Origin of the sequence: Labrys sp. WJW (assembly GCF_001676615.1) — a bacterium.
GTDB classification, from domain to species: domain Bacteria; phylum Pseudomonadota; class Alphaproteobacteria; order Rhizobiales; family Labraceae; genus Labrys; species Labrys sedimenti.
Window position 1 is genome coordinate 33707 of the sequence record NZ_LYXZ01000047.1, and the last position, 17490, is coordinate 51196.

The 17490-nt window shown below is 65.0% G+C and carries 17 protein-coding genes; 4 read left to right on the forward strand and 13 right to left on the reverse strand.

The window, feature by feature from the left end:
• Positions 1-41: 41 nt before the first annotated feature.
• The 3 genes from BA190_RS25700 to BA190_RS25710 all read right to left on the reverse strand — a co-directional run bounded on the left by BA190_RS25700 (position 42) and on the right by BA190_RS25710 (position 2558).
• On the reverse strand, positions 42-701 hold the full coding sequence (locus tag BA190_RS25700; protein WP_068294520.1) for a class II aldolase/adducin family protein: 660 nt from the start codon (positions 699-701) through the stop codon (positions 42-44).
• Between the two features lie 231 nt (positions 702-932).
• Positions 933-1214 (reverse strand): translation initiation factor IF-1, encoded by a 282-nt coding sequence (gene infA / locus BA190_RS25705; RefSeq protein WP_068294521.1) that lies wholly within the window; start codon positions 1212-1214, stop codon positions 933-935.
• 36 nt (positions 1215-1250) lie between these two features.
• The gene (locus tag BA190_RS25710; RefSeq protein WP_068294523.1) at positions 1251-2558 is read right to left on the reverse strand and encodes a DEAD/DEAH box helicase; all 1308 of its coding nucleotides are present in this window, start codon (positions 2556-2558) and stop codon (positions 1251-1253) included.
• Positions 2559-3054: 496 nt separating this feature from the next.
• On the opposite strand from BA190_RS25710, the gene BA190_RS36140 reads away from it, so the two are divergent.
• From BA190_RS36140 to BA190_RS25720, 3 genes are all read left to right on the forward strand, one after another.
• On the forward strand, positions 3055-3228 hold the full coding sequence (locus BA190_RS36140; RefSeq protein WP_156771701.1) for a hypothetical protein: 174 nt from the start codon (positions 3055-3057) through the stop codon (positions 3226-3228).
• 182 nt (positions 3229-3410) lie between these two features.
• Positions 3411-3758 carry a tetratricopeptide repeat protein gene (locus BA190_RS25715; protein WP_162275214.1) on the forward strand — a complete coding sequence of 116 codons (348 nt, stop codon included), beginning with the start codon at positions 3411-3413 and terminating at the stop codon, positions 3756-3758.
• Positions 3759-3868: 110 nt separating this feature from the next.
• The gene (locus BA190_RS25720) at positions 3869-5467 is read left to right on the forward strand and encodes an inorganic phosphate transporter (protein ID WP_068294538.1); all 1599 of its coding nucleotides are present in this window, start codon (positions 3869-3871) and stop codon (positions 5465-5467) included.
• A gap of 271 nt (positions 5468-5738) precedes the next feature.
• Here the strand turns inward: BA190_RS25720 and BA190_RS25725 are convergent, their stop codons facing one another.
• Together BA190_RS25725 and BA190_RS25730 are read right to left on the reverse strand one after the other, a co-directional pair.
• The gene (locus tag BA190_RS25725) at positions 5739-6461 is read right to left on the reverse strand and encodes a copper homeostasis protein CutC (RefSeq protein ID WP_068294539.1); all 723 of its coding nucleotides are present in this window, start codon (positions 6459-6461) and stop codon (positions 5739-5741) included.
• Positions 6458-7372: an ROK family protein gene (locus tag BA190_RS25730; protein ID WP_068294542.1), complete on the reverse strand. Its 915-nt coding sequence runs from the start codon at positions 7370-7372 to the stop codon at positions 6458-6460. Before BA190_RS25730 ends, BA190_RS25725 begins: the two co-directional genes overlap by 4 nt.
• A 194-nt stretch (positions 7373-7566) precedes the next feature.
• On the opposite strand from BA190_RS25730, the gene BA190_RS25735 reads away from it, so the two are divergent.
• Positions 7567-8556, forward strand: coding sequence for a LacI family DNA-binding transcriptional regulator (locus tag BA190_RS25735; RefSeq protein WP_068294544.1), 990 nt, complete (start codon positions 7567-7569; stop codon positions 8554-8556).
• Between the two features lie 155 nt (positions 8557-8711).
• Here the strand turns inward: BA190_RS25735 and BA190_RS25740 are convergent, their stop codons facing one another.
• From BA190_RS25740 to BA190_RS25775, 8 genes are all read right to left on the reverse strand, one after another.
• Positions 8712-9503 (reverse strand): transporter substrate-binding domain-containing protein, encoded by a 792-nt coding sequence (locus BA190_RS25740; RefSeq protein WP_068294546.1) that lies wholly within the window; start codon positions 9501-9503, stop codon positions 8712-8714.
• 19 nt (positions 9504-9522) lie between these two features.
• Positions 9523-10440, reverse strand: a complete 918-nt coding sequence (locus BA190_RS25745) for an isoaspartyl peptidase/L-asparaginase (protein ID WP_068294549.1) — start codon at positions 10438-10440, stop codon at positions 9523-9525.
• A gap of 9 nt (positions 10441-10449) precedes the next feature.
• Positions 10450-11184, reverse strand: coding sequence for an amino acid ABC transporter ATP-binding protein (locus BA190_RS25750; RefSeq protein ID WP_068294570.1), 735 nt, complete (start codon positions 11182-11184; stop codon positions 10450-10452).
• Between the two features lie 268 nt (positions 11185-11452).
• Positions 11453-12124, reverse strand: coding sequence for an amino acid ABC transporter permease (locus BA190_RS25755; RefSeq protein ID WP_068294555.1), 672 nt, complete (start codon positions 12122-12124; stop codon positions 11453-11455).
• Entirely contained in the window at positions 12124-12795 is a 672-nt protein-coding gene (locus tag BA190_RS25760) for an amino acid ABC transporter permease (protein WP_068294558.1), read from the reverse strand. Before BA190_RS25760 ends, BA190_RS25755 begins: the two co-directional genes overlap by 1 nt.
• A gap of 218 nt (positions 12796-13013) precedes the next feature.
• Positions 13014-13970 (reverse strand): ABC transporter substrate-binding protein, encoded by a 957-nt coding sequence (locus BA190_RS25765; RefSeq protein WP_068294561.1) that lies wholly within the window; start codon positions 13968-13970, stop codon positions 13014-13016.
• Between the two features lie 180 nt (positions 13971-14150).
• On the reverse strand, positions 14151-15053 hold the full coding sequence (locus tag BA190_RS25770) for an OmpA family protein (RefSeq protein ID WP_068294564.1): 903 nt from the start codon (positions 15051-15053) through the stop codon (positions 14151-14153).
• A gap of 11 nt (positions 15054-15064) precedes the next feature.
• A partial coding sequence (locus BA190_RS25775) for a DUF4384 domain-containing protein (RefSeq protein ID WP_156771702.1) occupies positions 15065-17490 on the reverse strand: 2426 nt, incomplete at its 5' end.

Below are 17490 nucleotides of genomic sequence, written 5' to 3' on the forward strand. Positions count from 1 at the left end.
TGTTCGCTCCGCCGGCGGCAAAAGCGTCGGGGATCTGCGGCTTACTTCTTGTCCTGCAGGCCGTAGCTCTTGAAGCCCTCGACCACCTCAGTGATCTCGCTGTCGGGCAGGATGTTCGCGCCCCCGATCTGAAGGGCGTGGTAATATTGCTTGGCCAGCGTTTCCAGTTCATGGGCCAGCCACATCGCCTTGTCGAGGCTGGAACCGACGGCGATCATGCCGTGATTGGCGAGCAGGCAGCCATTGCGGCCTTCCAGGGCCTCGAGGGCGAAACGCGACAATTCCTCCGAGCCGTAGCGGGCATAGGGCGCACAGCGTATGTCGGGGCCGCCGAAGGCTGCGATCATGTAGTGAATGGCCGGGATCGGCTTATGGGCAATGGCGAGGATGGTGGACCAGGTGGCGTGGGTATGCACCACGGCGCCGGCATCCGGGCGGCCCTTGAGGATGTCGAAGTGGAAACGCCATTCCACCGAGGGCTTCAGCGGTCCTTCCCAGGCGCCATACTCGCCCTCGAAGGGCATGGCGGCGATCATTTCCGGTTCCATCTCGTGATAGGGGATGGCCGACGGGGTGATCAGCATGCGGTCGCCGCAGCGGGCCGAGATATTACCGGACGTGCCTTGATTGAGGCCGTTGGCATTCATCCAGCGGCATTTCTCGATGATGGCGCGGCGCAGGTCCAGTTCGTCTTGCTGCATTGTCGGGTCTTCCGGATTCGAGGCTATTCCATCGATGCGGAAGAAGGGCTGGACATGGCAAGCTCTAATCGCCGGATGAGCGAAATTGAGCGCCTCAGGGGGAGATTCGGGGATTTGCACGCGAAAGGAGCGGCAGAAGCCCTGGATCGCCGGGACATGCCCGGCGATGACAAAGGTCGAGGCTCGACGCGTCCTTGCGATCCTGGCGTGACCGCCAGATCGCAAAACGCTTTAGCGGCGGCGCATATTGCCGCCGCCGCGCTGCGGCGGACGGGGGCCGGACGAAGCGCGCTCGTCCTTGTGGCGGAAGATGATACGTCCCTTGTCGAGGTCGTAGGGCGACATCTCGACGGTGACGCGGTCGCCCTCGATGGTCTTGATGCGGTTCTTCTTCATCTTGCCGGCCGTGTAGGCGATCATCTCGTGGCCATTGTCGAGCTTCACGCGGAAACGGGCGTCCGGCAACACTTCGGAAACCTCGCCTTCAAATTCCATCAGTTCTTCTTTTGCCATGTGCAAATCCTGTTGGGAAAATGGAATGCCGCGCCCTTAGGCGGCGCGGCGCTGATTGTTGCGGCCACCCGGACGGCGCGAGCGCCCCGGGCGCGGTTGGCCCGAATGAGACTTTTCCGGCTGCCCGTTGTTGCGGGGCTTGCCATTCGGCTTGCCCTGATGCGGATGGCGCGGACCGCGTTCGCCGTGTTTCTGGTCGGCTTCGAGGCCCTGCACCGGAGCGGCCACCATCAGCGGCTTCTTGGTCAGGCGCTCGATCGCCTTGAGCTCGTCGCGCTCATTGGGATCGCAGAAGGAATAGGCAATGCCGCTGCGCCCGGCCCGGGCCGTACGGCCGATGCGGTGCACATAGCTCTCGGCATCCACCGGCATCTCGAAATTGACGACATGGGTGATGTCGTCGACGTCGATGCCGCGGGCGGCGATGTCGGTCGCCACCAGGATGCGCGTGGAACCCGAGCGGAAATCCTCCAGCGCCTTCTGGCGGGCATTCTGCGACTTGTTGCCGTGGATCGCCGCCGAGGGGATACCGGCCTTGTCGAGATGGCCCGAGACGCGGTTGGCGCCATGCTTGGTGCGGGTGAACACGATGACGCGGCTCATCGCCGGATCATTGAGCAAATGGAGCAGCAGCGAGCGCTTCACCGAGGCCGGCACGTGATAGACGTGCTGGTCGATCTTGTCGACGGTCACCACCTCGGGCGTCACTTCGACATGCACGGGATTGAGGAGGATCTCCTCGCCGAGCTTCTTGATCGTCTTCGGCATCGTAGCCGAGAACAGCAAGGACTGGCGCTCCAGCGGCGTCTCGTCGACGATCTTGAGCACGTCGCGCGAGAAGCCCATGTCGAGCATGCGGTCGGCCTCGTCGAGCACCAGGATCTCCACCTTATCGAGGCGGACCTTGCGCTGCTGCTGCAGGTCGAGCAGGCGGCCGGGGGTGGCGACCAGGATGTCGACACCGTCGGAGAGCGCCTTGACCTGCGAACCCTGGCTGACGCCGCCGAAGATCACGGCGATGCGGAAGCCCATATGCACGCCATAGGCGCGGAAGCTCTCGTCGATCTGGATGGCGAGTTCACGCGTCGGCGCCAGGATCAGGGCGCGCACGCCCTTGGGGCCGGCGCCATGGCGCGACTTCGACAGGCGCTGCAGGATAGGCAGCGCGAAGGCGGCCGTCTTGCCGGTGCCGGTCTGGGCCAGGCCCATCATGTCGCGCCCTTCGAGAAGGGCGGGAATCGCCTTGTGCTGGATCGGGGTGGGGTTCTTGTAGTCGGCGGCGTCAAGCGCACGCAAAAGCGGCTCGGCAAGGCCGAGCGCTGCAAAAGTTACTTCGGAAGTCACATTAAATCCTTCATGCCACGCTCGTCGATCGGACAGCAGCGCGGCCACCGTCCGGGTCCGCGATCACAGCCCGTCTTCAGCCGCAAAGGCATGATGAAACGGTACGGCGATATCGCGACCCACGCGCGGATGGGAGCAGCGGAATGTTGTTGGGGACGGCCGGGAGGTGAGGCACTGCTTCTGAAAAAGCCAAAAACCAGCGCGCCGCGCGAACCCCCGAGCGGTCGTTACACGCGGTTGCTGCGCTTTTTGTAGCGCAAAGTCAAGAAAAAAGCGGAGAAAGTGCAATCGCGGCGATGAAAAGGAGGACGGAAGGCCCATCCTGGCATCACAGGCGTCTCGCCTGCTCTTCCGTTCCCGCAAGCGTGCCGCTCCCAGATGCAGGCGAAATGCCTGCGATCCCGCTGGTCATGGCCCGATCGCCGCCATTTCCCGCGCCGCCAATCCGGCTTATGGAGGAAGGCGATCACCGCTTCCCATCCGCCCGGCCTCGACGATGCTGCCTCTCAAAGCCCTGGTCCCGGCGTTCCTGGCGCTGCATCCGCACAGCCCGGCCAAGCCGCTGGACTGGAAGGGCTGCCGCCAGACCACATTGCTCGATCCACGCAACCCCGACGGATTCTATGCCATCGCGGGGCGCAAGCTGGCCCTCGAGCACCTACGGAACTGACGGCGCCCAAGCTGCAAACGTCGCCCCCGGCCCTCTAACGCAACGTCATGGACATTCCCTAGCGTTGCTGTTCATATACGCTTAGATTCTTTCGAGCGTGACTCGGGACCCTGCGGCGGATGAAGGAGGGCTTCGCCGTACTCCCGGTAGGTTCCGCCGAGATGCAAGGGCGTTCCGTCAGCATGTCCGAATCCGAAACCACGCCTGCCGATGCCAGCCCGGCAAGGCCCGACGACCGGGACTTCGACAGGGCCACCGCCGAATTCAGCAGGGCGCTCGAACGCAGCCCCGATGCCGTCGACGCCTTGTACGAACGGGCCCTCGCCTATCACCACAAGCGATCCTTCCCACAGGCTATCGCCGATTATGACAGGGTGATCGCGCTCGACCCCGGCCATGCCGATGCCCTCTTCAAGCGCAGCGTCGTGCATCGCCAGTTCGGCGCCTTCGACAAGGCCACCGCCGATTTCGACCGGGCCGTACAGCTCCTCTGGCGCCAGCAGGCGTTTTCCCCCGCGAAAGAGCCCTGACCGACCTGCCTTCTTCCTTGCCCGCGGCGCAAGGTTAACATTTTGTCATCTAAGCTTCACGAACCCCGCCTAAGGGTCGCCAGACCATGGAAACACGGGGATGTTTGGTGATGACGGACGTTACATCGGGCCAAAGGAGCGGCCATCCGCTCGATAGGCCTAGCTCTCTCGGCAACCTGCCCAATATCGTGATCGCCCTGATCCTGCTCGGGGGCCTGGGCTATGTCTGCTACGCGCTGGCCGCCGATCTCACCGGCGCGGTGGCCGTGCCCTGGATCCTGCTCGGCCTTGCCCTGCTGATCGCGCTCGGCTTCGAATTCGTCAACGGCTTCCACGATACCGCCAATGCGGTGGCGACGGTGATCTATACCCATTCGCTCCCCGCCGAATTCGCGGTGATCTGGTCGGGTTTCTTCAACTTCCTCGGCGTGCTCACGGCGAGTGGCGCCGTGGCCTTCGGCATCATCTCGCTGCTGCCGGTGGAACTGATCATGCAGGTCGGCTCGAGTGCGGGCCTTGCGATGGTCTTTGCGCTTCTGATCGCCGCCATCGTCTGGAACCTCGGCACCTGGTATTTCGGCCTGCCGGCCTCGAGCTCCCACACCATGGTCGGCTCGATCATCGGTGTCGGCCTCGCCAACCAGTTCCTGGCCCCCGCCGGCTCGGCGACCAGCGGCGTCGACTGGTCCCAGGCCAAGAATATCGGCCTTTCCTTGCTCATTTCGCCCCTGTTCGGCTTCTTCCTGGCGGGCGCCCTGCTGCTCCTGATGAAAACCGTGGTGCGCAACAAGGCCCTCTATGTCGAGCCGAAGGGCAGCAACCCGCCTCCGTTGTGGATCCGTGGCCTGCTGATCCTGACCTGCACGCTGGTCAGCTTCTTCCATGGCTCCAATGACGGCCAGAAGGGCATGGGCCTGATCATGCTGATCCTGATCGGCGTGGTGCCTACCGCCTTCGCCCTCAACCGCACGCCCGACATCAACTATCTCGAGACCTACAAGGCTGCGTCGACCGCGGCCGGTTCGGTCCTGGGCAACTACATCAAGCCGGGCGTGACGGTCGCTCCCGCCGATGCCAAGGCCAAGGTCGCCGAGGCGGTGCGCACGCGCAACTGGAGCGACGAGACGACACCGGCCCTGAAGATCTTCATCGAACAGACCACCGCCCAGCTCTCGCCCTACGGTTCGGCCGCTGCCGTGCCGGCGGGGCAGGTCTCCAACACCCGCAACGACATGTATCTGATCGGCGAAGCCCTCAAGCTCATCGATTCCAAAAAGCTGCTACCGGTATCGGATGCCGACCTGAAGGCGATCAAGACCTATCACACCGCCACCGACAACACGACCAAGTTCATCCCGACCTGGGTGAAGGTCGCCATCGCCCTGGCCCTCGGCCTCGGCACCATGGTGGGCTGGAAGCGCATCGTGGTGACGGTCGGCGAGAAGATCGGCAAGACCCACTTGACCTACGGTCAGGGAGCCTCGGCCGAGATCGTCGCCGCGGCGACGATCGGCGCTGCCGACTATCTCGGCCTGCCGGTCTCCACCACCCATGTGCTGTCTTCGGGTGTCGCCGGCACCATGGCGGCCAATGGCACGGGGCTGCAGATGTCGACGGTCCGCAACCTGATCATGGCCTGGGTGCTCACCCTGCCTGCCTCCATGGCCCTGTCCTTCGTGCTCTTCGTGGTGCTGCGCCAGATCATCTGAGACCGCACGCCTTCTTCGTTGAAATGGCCGCCCCCTGGGCGGCCATTTCTTTTGAAGGCTACACCTGAACCGTTACGCTGCCCCTCACCCTTACCCTCTCCCCGCAAGAGGCGGGGCGAGGGAGACGTCGGCGTTTCGCCCTATCCTGCAGACGCAACATCTCGCACCAAGGCGCGACATGGGGCGCCCCTCGCCCCGTCCTTACGGGGAGAGGGTAAGGGTGAGGGTGAGGGGCGGCTCAATCGGGGCTAAATTCATTCGCCCGTTTGACCTAGGCTGACGCCATCGCATCCCGGAATGACCGGACGATCTCGACCTGGGTCTGGCGCCGCGCGCCCACCGCAAAGCCGAGGCGGATGGCATCGGCGCTCCATGGCTCCCCTTCGGCCGAACAGGAACTGTGTACCTCGGTGACGGGCAGCGCCGCCAGCAGCGCTGCAATATTGGCCGGCGTCAATCCCGAGCCCGGCATGATGCCGATGCGTCCCCGGGCCGCTCGATGCAGGTGCACCAATTCGTCCAGGCCCGCGGATGCACCAGCCGCCCCCCCCGATGTGAGGATACGCTCGAAGCCGAGCGCGATGGCCGTCTCCAGCGCGGCCGGCCGGTCAGGCACCAGATCGAAGGCGCGATGCAGCGTGGTGCCGAGCCCCCTGGCATGCACCCGCTGGCGCGACAGCAAGGCTTCGTCGAGCCGGCCATCCGGTTGGGAGGCCCCCAATACGACACCGGCCAGCCCGGCGCCGCCCACCGCCTCGATATCGGCGAGCATGATCTCGCCTTCCCAGGCCGAGAAGACGAAATCGCCGGCTCGCGGCCGGATCATGGCATAGACCGGGATCGGTGCCTGCGCCGCCAGGCGCATCAGGCCCGGTGACGGCGTCAACCCGCCGAGTTCGAGCGCCGAGCACAGTTCGATGCGGTCGGCGCCGCCCTCGATCGCGGCTTCGAGGCTGGCGGCATCGGCGACACAGATTTCGAGCAAGGCCGTCATGGACGTTCTCCCTGATGAACCAAGAGGGCCGCGCCGATCAATCCGGGCTCCGGCGCCAGAAGACTCGGCACCAGCAGCGGCTCGCCGGATTGCCGCAGGATGCGGCGGCGCACGGCCTCGTCCAGCCTTGCGATCAGTTCCGGTACGCTGGCGAGGCCACCGCCGACCGGCACGATATCGGCGCCGACGATATTGACGGCCAAGGCCAGGGGCGAGGCGACGAGATCGACCTGGCAGGCCACCGTGCGGGCCGCCGCGGCATCGCCAGCGCGCCAGGCGCTGATGATTTCCGTGCTCTCGCATTCGTCGCCGGTGAGATGGCGATGCAGCCTCTCGAGGCCACGCGCGCCGCCGACCGTATCGACACACCCCTTCTGGCCGCAGCCGCAGGCAAAGCGCGGAATCGCGACCGGCGGATCGCCCGCCTCGGTCGCCGCCACCGGTCCATGCCCCCATTCGCCGGCAAAGCCGCCGGCCCCGGCGAGGATCCGCCCGTCGATGACCACCCCGCCGCCGATGCCGGTGCCGATGATGATGCCGAAGACGATACGATGCCCGCGCCCGGCGCCCCTCACCGCCTCGGCGAGAGCAAAGCAATCGGCGTCATTGGCGACGTGCACCCGCACGCCCAGCCGCTCGGCCAGGTCGGGAGCGAGCCGCCGCCCGTCGAGGCAGGGAATATTGGCACAGGTGATGATCTGGCTGCGCGGATCGACCACGCCGGTGATGGACAAGGCGACGCCGTCGCCCTGCCCGGCCGCCCCCTGCTGCCTTAAATCAGCGAGTGCACGCACAAAAGCTTCGAAATCGTCGAGCGGCGTCGCAACCCGGGCAAAGGGATGGATCTCGCCTTGCGGCGAGGCGATGGCCGCCTTGATGGCGGAGCCACCGATGTCGAAGCAGATCGTCATTGACAGAAGGGACCTTCCAAACCGTTGTTTCCTGTATTAGGGCGTGGCGTCAGCTATGATTTCGCATTCCCATGGAGCAAAGCGCGTTTACACACCGACGCTGCGTTGCTCTGACTCTTTGGTTCGACGCGTCTTTGCGATTCTTGGCGATGCCGCCAAATCGCAAAACGCTTTGGAGGAGCTTATAAGGCCGCATGAGGCGCAAGGCAGCACCGACCATCAGCGACGTGGCCGCCCTCGCCGGCGTCTCCAGGGCCGTCGCCTCGCGCGCGCTCTCCGCCTCCAAACGACCGGTATCCGGCGACAAGCGCGACCGCGTCCTGGCCGCGGCCGCCGAGCTCGGCTACCGCGTCAACCTCCTGGCACAGAGCCTGACGACCAAGACCGTCAATCTCGTCGCCGTCCTGGTCAACCACATTCATGACCTTTCCGACCTCGATCTGTTCGACCTGCTGCTCGCCGAGATCCAGGCGGGCGGGCGACAGGTCATCCTGGTGCGGGTCGGCTCCACCGACAAGGTCGAGGAATTCCTGCGCCAGGGCGTGGCCTATCATGTCGATGCCGCCCTGGTATTCTCCGATTTCGCCGATGCCGCGACGGTGAGGCGCATGTTCCGCTCCGACCTGGTGATCATGCTCAACGGCCGCCACGATCATCGCTCGCCCGCCATCATCCCGGACGAGGCCGTCGGCATCCGCCAGGCGGTTGCCGACGCCGCTGCCAAGGGTGTGAGGCGTGCCAGCCTGGTCACCGGCCGCGCGAGTTCGCTGGTTGAGCAGGCACGCATCGGCCTTTATCGCCAGGCCTTCCAGGTCCACGACATCCAGCTTCTGCGCACCTTGCAGGGCGACTATTCCTATCGTTCCGGTCACGCCCTGGCACCGGGACTGATCGAAGGCGGCCAGCCCGACGCCGTGTTCTGTACCTCCGATGCCATGGCCATGGGCATCCTCGACGTCTTCCGGATGGATTTTCCGGGCAACCGGCCGGCGCGCTTCCGCCTCTATGGCTTCGACAATCTCTCTTTGCTCGATTTCGAGGCCTATCCGATCTCCTCGATCGGCTACGACAAGGCGGCCTATGTCGCCCGCATGCTGGGCCTGCTCAACGAGCCTCCGGCCGGCGGAAGCACGTTCGAGCCGGAACTGGTGCCGACCCGCTACGTGTCGCGCCTGACGGGGTGAGATAGGGCTCTTGCCACCTCGACAGGGATAGCGACGCACAAGGAAGCGCCATTGCCTTCTCCCCTTGCGGGACCTGGCACTTCCTATGGAAGTGCCTTGGGTGGCATTGCGCAGCAATGACGGATGAGGGGAGAAGGGAGACGCGCCCCTCCCCCTCACCACAGGGGGGTCAGCTTGGGCGGATTGGCCTTCTCCCCCCACCATTTCTTGTAGTTGGCCTCATAGGCGCCGGACTGGATGTAGTCGGAGACGAACATGTCGAGCCAGCGCACGAATTCGGGATCGCCCTTGGCCACCGCAATGCCGATGGGATCGTTGGAATAGAGCCCCGGCAATGTGACCAAAGAGGGGTTCTTGGTGGCGAGATAGTCGAGCAGGGATGAATCCTCGATCGCCGCGTCCACGCGCTTTTGCTGGAGCTGCAGCACGCCATCGGGCGCGAACTGGTCGACATAGACGAGATTGGCGGTCGGCACCGCCTTCTTGAGGAAGCTCTCGCCGGTCGTGCCGCGCCCGACCACCACCGACTTGCCGCCGAGGTCCTCCAGCTTGGCGATGCCGGCGTCGGCCTGCACCAGGATGCGCAGGCCGGCCCGGTTGTAGGGGATGGAGAAGTTCACCGTCTTGGCCCGTTCCAGCGTGGCCGAGGTGTTGGCGACCACGATGTCGAGCTGTCCGGAGACCAGCATCGAGATGCGGGCATCGCCGGAGACATCGGTGAATTCCACCGGCACGCCCAGTTTCTCGGCGAGAAGATTGGCGACGTCGACGTCGTAGCCGACCGGATTGTTCTGGGCATCGCGGAAGCCGATCGGCTCTCCGCCCAGCGAGACGCCGATGCGCACGCTGCCGCGCGAGCGGATGTCGTCGAGCTTGCCGGCAAACGCCGGCAGGGCGGCGCAGGCAGCGATCGCCAAGCCCAGTAATGCAGGCAGGATCTTCTTCATGATTGTGCACTCCCCTCTGTCAGATTGTTCTTGCCGGCCGGAGCTCGGGCTCGGCCATCGTATCGTCCCACAACCAGTAGCGGATCTCGCCCTCGCAGCGGAAATTCACGACCTCATGGCGGCCCTGGGCATCGGCCGCATGGATGACCACGCCGCCGAGAAAGCCCTCGCGGAGCTCGGCGAGCTCCTCCACGGCGAGATCGACGGCCTCGCGCAGCGAGCGGCCGAGCTTGAGGGCGAGCACGATGGTGCGCGCGGTGGCGCAGCGCATGGTCATCTCGCCGGTATGGGTGCAGGCGGCCGCGCCGTAGCGGCTGTCGGCATAGAAGCCGGCGCCGGGAATGGGGCTGTCGCCGAGGCGTCCCGGATATTTCCAGGCCCAGCCCGAGGTCGAGGTCGCGGTATGGCTGCCGCGCCTTGCATCGGCGCTGAGAAAGACGGTGGTGTCCCTCACTCGCTCCGGATCGGTGATCGCGCGCGACAAAGGCGCGAGCGGTATGTCAGGAAAACGCGCCAACTGCTCGGGGTCGAGTTCGGTTTCGAGGCGTTGGCGCCAGACGCGCCTGGAATCCTCGATCAGCACCTCATCGACGGAGAAACCGATTTCACTGGCAAAGCGCCGGGCGCCTGCTCCCGTCAGCATGACATGGGGCAGGCGTTGCATCACGGCCTGAGCCAAGGCAGCGACCGGGATGGTATCGGGCACGGCGCCGACCGAACCGATTTCCCTCGTCGTGCCGTTCATCACGGCGGCATCGCATTCCATCATGCCGAGCATATTGGGCCAGCCGCCATAGCCGACGCTGCGCACGCGCGGCTCCGCCTCGACCCGGCCTATGCCGGCAACCATGGCATCGAGGCTATCGGCGCCGGCCCGCAGCATCTCGACCGTGAGCGGGAATCCGGGCCAGGCTTCGGCATTGGCGAGCAACAACATATCGGGGGCCTAATCTTTCCGCATTTTCGAAAGGAATTGTGCGATGCGCGGATGGTCGCGCCCGACCTCGGGGGCGAAGAAGGCATCGGTCGGCAGGTCGACCAGCAGCCTTCCATGTTCGAGGAAGACGATGCGGTCCGAGATGCGACGGGCGAACTCCACCTCATGGGTGACGAACAGCATGGTGGTGCCGGTGCGGGCGAGCTTGGCCAGGATGGCCAGGACCTCGGCGGTCATTTCCGGATCGAGTGCGCTCGTCACCTCGTCAAGCAGGAGATAGCGCGGGTTCATGGCGAGCGCCCGGCAGATGCCGACGCGCTGGCGCTGGCCGCCGGAAAGCTGGGCCGGATAGGAGGCCGCCTTGTCTCCCATGCCGACCTGCTCCAGCAGGACGATGGCGCGGTGCTCGGCCTCGGCCCGGGCCTGGCGCAGCACTTCCAGCGGAGCCAGGGTGATGTTCTGCAGCACGGTCAGATGCGGATAGAGGTTGAAGAGCTGGAACACCGTCGCCGAGCGCTTGCGCGCCTCGGTGAGGTCCCGCGGCTTGGAAACGTCGAACTCGTCGATGGTGATGCGGCCGGCGTCGAGCTTCTCCAGCCCGTTGATGCAGCGGATCAGGGTGGACTTGCCCGAGCCGGACGAACCGAGCACGGAGACGACCTGCCCCGGCTCGATGGCGAGATCCACGCCGTCGAGCACGCGGTGCGAGCCGAAATCCTTGCAGACTTTCTCGACTTTCAGCATGTAGGGCGTGTCATCCATTATGGTTTCGGGCTAGACGGGAGCGATTTTGGCCGAGTGGAAGAAGCGTGAGGACGCAAGCCTTTCGGCTTGCTACGATACGCGACGCGCCAATCGGCCAAAAGCGCCCCGCCGCCGGAGGCGGTGAGGTGAAAAATGGCCATCTGCGGCGTCGCTTCGCTTGCCAAGACACAAGTCTTGGCAGCGCTTGCTCCTCCCATCTCGCCATTTTTGACCTCATCTCGCTCCAAACCATAATGGATGACACGCCCTAGATACCTCTCCAGGCGCTATGGGCCCTGAGCCTCGTCTCGTAGCGCGCCCCCAGCCAGGCTACCGTCTTGGCCGCCGCGTAGTAGAAGAGGCCGACCACGCTCCACACCACGAAGGGCTTGAGGGTACGCAAATTGAGGATGTTGCCGACCTTGGTCAGGTCCATCACGCCGATCACCGAGATCAGCGAGGTGACCTGGAGCTGGTTGACCAGGAGCCCGGTCAGCGGCCCGATGGCGAAGGCCGTGGCCTGCGGTGCAACGACATGGCGGAGTACCTGCCAGCGCGTGAGGCCGAACACCCTGGCGGCCTCTAGCTGGTCGCGCCCGACGGCGTCGATGGCAGCGGTGGCGATCACATAGACGAAGGCGGCGGTATTGCCTGTCAGGGTGATCGAGGCCGCCGTGACGGGCGTGACGTTGATCTTCAGGAAGGCCGGCAGGCCGAAGAAGACCAGGAAGAGCTGCACCAATACGGGCGAGTTCTTCAGCAGCTCGGTTACGGCCGTCAGGACCGGGTTCAGCCCGGGAATACGGTAGAAGCGCAGCCCGGCCAGTAAGGCCCCGAGAGCGAGCCCGGCCAGGGTGGTGCCGACGAACAGGCCGAGGGAGACGCCGAGGCCCTGTGCCAGCAGGACGAGGTCGTACGGGGTGAATTCGGTGTACCGCATCAGCGCACAGGCTCCATCATGTCCCGGTTGAGGCGGCGATGGATGAGCCCGATGGCGAGCGAGATGAGGTAGGTCATGGCGGCATAGAGGACGAGCAGCGCCGCATAGACCTCGAAGGGGCGGAAGGTGTTGGAGGCCACGATCTTTGCCGTGCCGGTCAGCTCGTTCAGCGTGATGACCGAGAGGATCGAGGAGGTCAGGATCAAATTGACGAACACCGAGCCGAGCGGCCGGATCGAGGTGCGCAGGGCAATCGGCATGACGATGCGGGTGAAGATGGTGCGCTTCGACAGGCCGCTCACTTCCGCCGCCTCCAGAATGCCGGTGTCGATGGCGAGAATCCCCGAGCGGATGACGTCGGAGGCGAAGGCACCGCCCGCGATGGAGAGCGCGATCACGCCAGTAGCGAAGGCGTTGAGATAGATGCCGATCTCGGGCAGCCCATAATAGAAGAAGAAGAGCTGCACGATGAAGGGGATGTTGCGGAAGAGATCGACATAGACGAAGGCGACCCGCCGCAACCAAGGCGAGGCCGACGTCCGCGCGATCGCCACCAGCGCCCCGCAGACGAGGCTGCCGGCCAGGGCGAGGACACAGGCCTCCAATGTCAGCAGCGCCCCTTGGGCGAGGAAGCCGACATAGGGCGTCAGGATGGCGGGATCGAAGCGCATGCCCGCTTCTTTGCTAAGTGAAACCGGTTTCACTCTGGGTTACGAACCAGGACAAGTCAAGCGGGCGAGGGTTATCCAGCACGACGGTCGCGTTTGCATGAAGAAGCGCCAGATGCACGGGCAAGATGCCCGCGCGCCTGGAACGCGTCTTCTGGACAAGCCTTGCCTGCCTAGGGAAGGAAAGAGGCGGGCGGGGACGCCCGCACTCCCGGGTAGCTTCAGCGGGCAGCTTCCCAGCCCTTGTAGTTCGCCAGGTTCTCGCTGGTGATCAGCACGGGATCGAGCAGAATGACGTTCGGATCCGGCTTCTTGCCATCGATAATCCCGGCCGCCAGCTCCAGAGACTTGCCGGCCATGGCGTAGGGATCCTGCGACGCAGACGCCTTGATCATCGAGGTGCCGCTCTTGAGCTGGACCTCGATATCCGGCGCACCGTCGACGCTGGTGATGAAGAATTCGCTGCGGTTGAGCTGCTTGGCGGCGAGTTCGACGCCGATGGCAGTCGGATCGTTGATCGCGAAGACGGCATCGACCTTCTGGAAGCGGGTGAGCAGGCTCTGCGCCACCGCGAGGCCACCGTCACGCGAACCCTTGGCATCCTGGTCGTCGGAGAGAATCTTGATGTCGGGGTTCTTGGCGAACACCTCCTTGCAGCCCTTGACGCGATCGGTCACCGAAGAGACCTGCGGCCCGTTGACGATCAGCACGCTGCCTTTGCCCTTGAGCTGGTCGACGATGTACTGGCAGGCTTCGGAACCCGCCTTGACGTTGTCGGTCATCACGGTGACGTCGGCGCCAGCCGCCCCGACGTCGAAGGCCGCCACCACGATGCCGGCAGCCTGGGCCTTCTTCACGGCCGGCAGGATCGCCTGCGGATCGACGGCATTGAGCATGATGACGTTCACGCCGGCGGCGATGAAATTGTCGATCTGGGTGAATTGTTTGTTGAGGTCGTAATCGGAGGAGACCGACGTGACTTCGGCGTTGGGATTGATGGCCTTGGCCTTGTCGGTGATGCCCTTGATCGTGGCGACGAAGAAGGGATTGCCGAGCGAACCGACCGAAATGCCGACCTTCTTCAGGCTCTGGGCCGATGCCGGGCCGGCAAGCCCCAGCGCCAGGGCCATGGCGGCCCCCGTCAGCGCGGCGCCTGCAATGCGACGTGAAAACTTCATATGGCTCTCCTCTGGAAACCCTTCCTCCTCCTGCGGCCTCTGAACCGTCAGGGAGGCAAAAGGTCCGGGAGCACCGGTCCAAAGTCAAGTGAACCTGCGGGCTGGACAGCGAAATAATCGGACAAATGCGAGACCGAGCCGCCAGCGCCGGCTGCGGGGCCGCGGAGGCCCCGCCCTCCGTCACTTCACCTGGTATTCCACCCGGCGATCGAAGGAATAGAGGTCGTCGCGGCTGTATTTGGAGCGGTCGTCGGCCGCGAAGGGATCGCGGGCACCGCGCCCCTCCACTCGGATCACCAGGGTCAGGCCGCGATGGCGCAGGGCCTCGGCCACGGTCTGTGCCCGGGCCCGCGACAGGCCCATATTGTATTGGGGATCGCCGCGCTCGTCGGTGTGGCCGGTCAGGATCACCGAGCCGGCGCTCTGGGTCTTGAGGAAATTGAAGAGGTCGTCCACGGCCTTGTCGCCGTCCGGCGTCAGCACCGCCTCATTGGTGTTGAAGCGGATCGGCACCGGCACGGACACCGCGGTGAAATTGCGGAAGGTCGGCACCATCACGCCTTCGGCCTGGCCCCGTACCCCGCGCGAGGAAATATAACTGGGCGCGAGCGACTTGGCCTGATAGGCGCGCTTGGCCAGATATTCCTCGATCTCGCGCGGTGGCGCCTTGGGCACGTCCTTGACATTGCGGATGTCGTTGATGGCTGCCTCATAGGCCTCCACAGCGGCCGGATAGTCCTTGCCGTCATATTTGACGTCACCCAGCGCCATCGCCACCTGCCAGGGCCGGGCGATCGCCGCCGCGCTGGCGACGGCCTGCGGACTGTAGCCTCCGCTCGCCTGTTCGCCGCCGAGCAGGACGGCAAGGGCGATCGAGCGGCGCGCCTTGGCGACATAGGCGCTGTCGCAGGTCGTGTCCTTGGCGATCGCATCCGCCAGCGCCGGCAGGGCATCCGCCTTGCCGGCCCCGATCGCCGCCTTCACCTGCGCATCCAGGCTGGCACAATCGGCCAGGGCTGCGCTTGCCGCCGCTAGGCCGATGGCCGTGGCGGCGCTGAGCTTCAGGATGAAGGAGACGCCCATCCTCACCTCCCTCAACGCACCGGGATCACGATGGCGGTGGACGCGACCGACTGCTTGGCGGCGTCGGGAGCGCCGGGGGCCACCTTGTTGCCCAGGGCCTGCTGGATCTTGGCGAACTGGGCCTGCTTGCGGCTGTCATTGTCGAGGCCGGAGGCTTGCTGGCGGTCCTCATTGGCTTCGACGATGATCTGGCGGGTCAGGCCCTGCTCGAAATTGGGGATCGAGGCAAAGCTGTTGGCCACCGGATCGACCGTCGTGCCGGCGATGCTGCGCGTCGCATTGCCCACGCGGCAGACCGCCACCACCTTCTCCTGGCCGGGATCGCGCAGCTTGAAGGCGAATTTCGAGCCGGAACCGCCGAGCACCACACGCTCTCCCGCCCGGACCGCATTCTCGGTCTGGAACTTGTTGGGGAAGATGATGGTGCCCGTGCCCATCTTGTCGACGTTCACCACGAAGAGGTTGCAGTCACGGGTGGAGATCACCTGCAGCACCGCCTTGTCGCCGATGTTATAGGCGCTCTTGTCCGAGGTCAGCTGTAGATCGAAGGAACCGCCGGATGCCGGCTTGTCGATCGGGGGCGCCACGGCCTGAGCGCCTTCGAGCTTGGAGGTATCGAGTACGCGATCCTCGGTGGCCCCCTCCACGAATTTCAGGAAGAGCTGCTCGAACTGGTCGCGCGGCACGATACCCTGCTCCAGGCGACGCATCAGGGCGATGGCTTCGGGGCCGGCGTCGATGAAGCGCTGCTTGAACTCTTCCGGCGGATAGCCGTATTCGGCTGCCGCGCGGCGCAGCGAGAGGTCGTCCTCATAGCGCTTGAACAAAGCGTTGGTCATCTCGACGCCGGCCAGCTTCAGCGTCGGGTCGAGGCCGGCCCGCTTCATCGCGGAGTTGAAGCGCTGGAAGTCGTCCTCGATGATCGCATCCATCTTGGCATTGTCGGGATAGAGCGAGGCGACGGTATCGCGGATGTCCTTGGAGAAGGAACGGTCGGCGGTCACCGCCTTGCGCACCTCGTCCTTGGCCTTGCGCATGCCCTGGTCGTGGCAGCCCATGCAGGAAATGCCATTGGTGACCGAAAGGTCGCGCCGCGAGGGATCGCGCACGATCTGCGTCGGTCCCTTGTCGAGGCGCTCGCCGTTGGACTTGTTGAGATAATAGCCCTGGAAGCCGTTGGGCAGGGAGAAGATGCTCTCACCGCCGTCATGATGGAAGCCGTTGGCGATACCGTCCTGCTCCGGACCCAGCGGATGCAGGAACAGGCTCTGCTTGCCCTTCGAACCGGCGAAGTCATAAGAGGTCCAGAAATAGCCGGTGCTGATCGGATGACGCTCGATCAGGCGGTTGTTCTGCGACACGCCCGATTTCTGGAAGCCGGCGCGCTGGGCGATGAACTTGTTGATGTTGTCGGCCATCGGCACGCCCAGCTTGTCGGTCAGGCCGGGGAAGTCGTTGGGCAGCTGCAGCAGCGTATCATAGAGCGGGGGCTGGGACGCGGTGAAGGCGAACCAGTCGCCGCGCACATAAGGCAGCTCGGTGTTGGTCTGCTGGGCGATGAAGTCGTAGGCCCGCACATCCGGCTTGGCGGCGTAGGGATAATTGGCAAGCACCGTATTCCAGTCGCTTTCCTGCCAGCCGAGGTCCTCGAGATTGATTCCCACGATGGTCTTGGCTTCGTCGACGGTGGCGAGCTTCACCACGTCGGAGCGGCGGCCGAGACCGTTGATCAGCTTGACCAGGCCCTGGCGATAGACGTTCATCGCCTCGTCGCTGGCGCAGGCATTGTAGAGATTGGTCAGCGTGAAATAGCGCATGCCGCGCACGCGGTGATCGTCCTGCTTCTGCAGGTCGGCCGAGATCGCGGCGACGATGTCTTCGGAGGTGACGAATTTGCGCCCGGTGCAGGCGGCGGCCTCCTGGTCGCCGGTGGCCTTGATCCAGGTGCGCAAGGCCTCGATATCCGCCGTCGTGACTTCCGGTTTCGTGGTGTCGAACTCGTAGTTCACGTCATACGGCATCTCCTTGTTGAGCACCTGCTGGAACAGCTTGGAGCCCTCGGGATTGCCGGCCTGAACGAGGTGCGGATCCGCGGCGATCTCGTCCAGATGCAGGATATTGCCGAAATTCTTGGCCGGCTTCTCGCGGTTGAGCATGCCGTTCTGGTGGCAGCGCGAGCAATGCTTGTCCAGGACGTCGAAGGCGGCCTTGGCCACCGGATCGCTGGGCACCTTGATGTCGGCGGGAATGCCTGCGGCTGCGGCCGGTGCGGGTGCAGGCGCAGGTGCCGCCGGGGCGGGAGCCGCCGCCGGTGTCGGTGCCGGGGCAGGCGCCGGCTCTGGAGCCGGTGCGGCAGCAGGCGCGGGAGCCGGTGAGGCAGGTGCAGGAGCGGGAGATGCTGCCGGAGCGGTGGTGGGAGTGGGAGCGGGAGCCGGGG

Bases quoted from the DNA above. Each gene is read 5' to 3' on its own strand.
- BA190_RS25700 (WP_068294520.1), bottom strand. From the start codon at position 701: ATGCAGCAAGACGAACTGGACCTGCGCCGCGCCATCATCGAGAAATGC.
- infA (WP_068294521.1), bottom strand. From the start codon at position 1,214: ATGGCAAAAGAAGAACTGATGGAATTTGAAGGCGAGGTTTCCGAAGTG.
- BA190_RS36140 (WP_156771701.1), top strand. From the start codon at position 3,055: ATGCTGCCTCTCAAAGCCCTGGTCCCGGCGTTCCTGGCGCTGCATCCG.
- BA190_RS25715 (WP_162275214.1), top strand. From the start codon at position 3,411: ATGTCCGAATCCGAAACCACGCCTGCCGATGCCAGCCCGGCAAGGCCC.
- BA190_RS25720 (WP_068294538.1), top strand. From the start codon at position 3,869: ATGACGGACGTTACATCGGGCCAAAGGAGCGGCCATCCGCTCGATAGG.
- BA190_RS25725 (WP_068294539.1), bottom strand. From the start codon at position 6,461: ATGACGGCCTTGCTCGAAATCTGTGTCGCCGATGCCGCCAGCCTCGAA.
- BA190_RS25730 (WP_068294542.1), bottom strand. From the start codon at position 7,372: ATGACGATCTGCTTCGACATCGGTGGCTCCGCCATCAAGGCGGCCATC.
- BA190_RS25735 (WP_068294544.1), top strand. From the start codon at position 7,567: ATGAGGCGCAAGGCAGCACCGACCATCAGCGACGTGGCCGCCCTCGCC.
- BA190_RS25740 (WP_068294546.1), bottom strand. From the start codon at position 9,503: ATGAAGAAGATCCTGCCTGCATTACTGGGCTTGGCGATCGCTGCCTGC.
- BA190_RS25745 (WP_068294549.1), bottom strand. From the start codon at position 10,440: ATGTTGTTGCTCGCCAATGCCGAAGCCTGGCCCGGATTCCCGCTCACG.
- BA190_RS25750 (WP_068294570.1), bottom strand. From the start codon at position 11,184: ATGCTGAAAGTCGAGAAAGTCTGCAAGGATTTCGGCTCGCACCGCGTG.
- BA190_RS25755 (WP_068294555.1), bottom strand. From the start codon at position 12,124: ATGCGGTACACCGAATTCACCCCGTACGACCTCGTCCTGCTGGCACAG.
- BA190_RS25760 (WP_068294558.1), bottom strand. From the start codon at position 12,795: ATGCGCTTCGATCCCGCCATCCTGACGCCCTATGTCGGCTTCCTCGCC.
- BA190_RS25765 (WP_068294561.1), bottom strand. From the start codon at position 13,970: ATGAAGTTTTCACGTCGCATTGCAGGCGCCGCGCTGACGGGGGCCGCC.
- BA190_RS25770 (WP_068294564.1), bottom strand. From the start codon at position 15,053: ATGGGCGTCTCCTTCATCCTGAAGCTCAGCGCCGCCACGGCCATCGGC.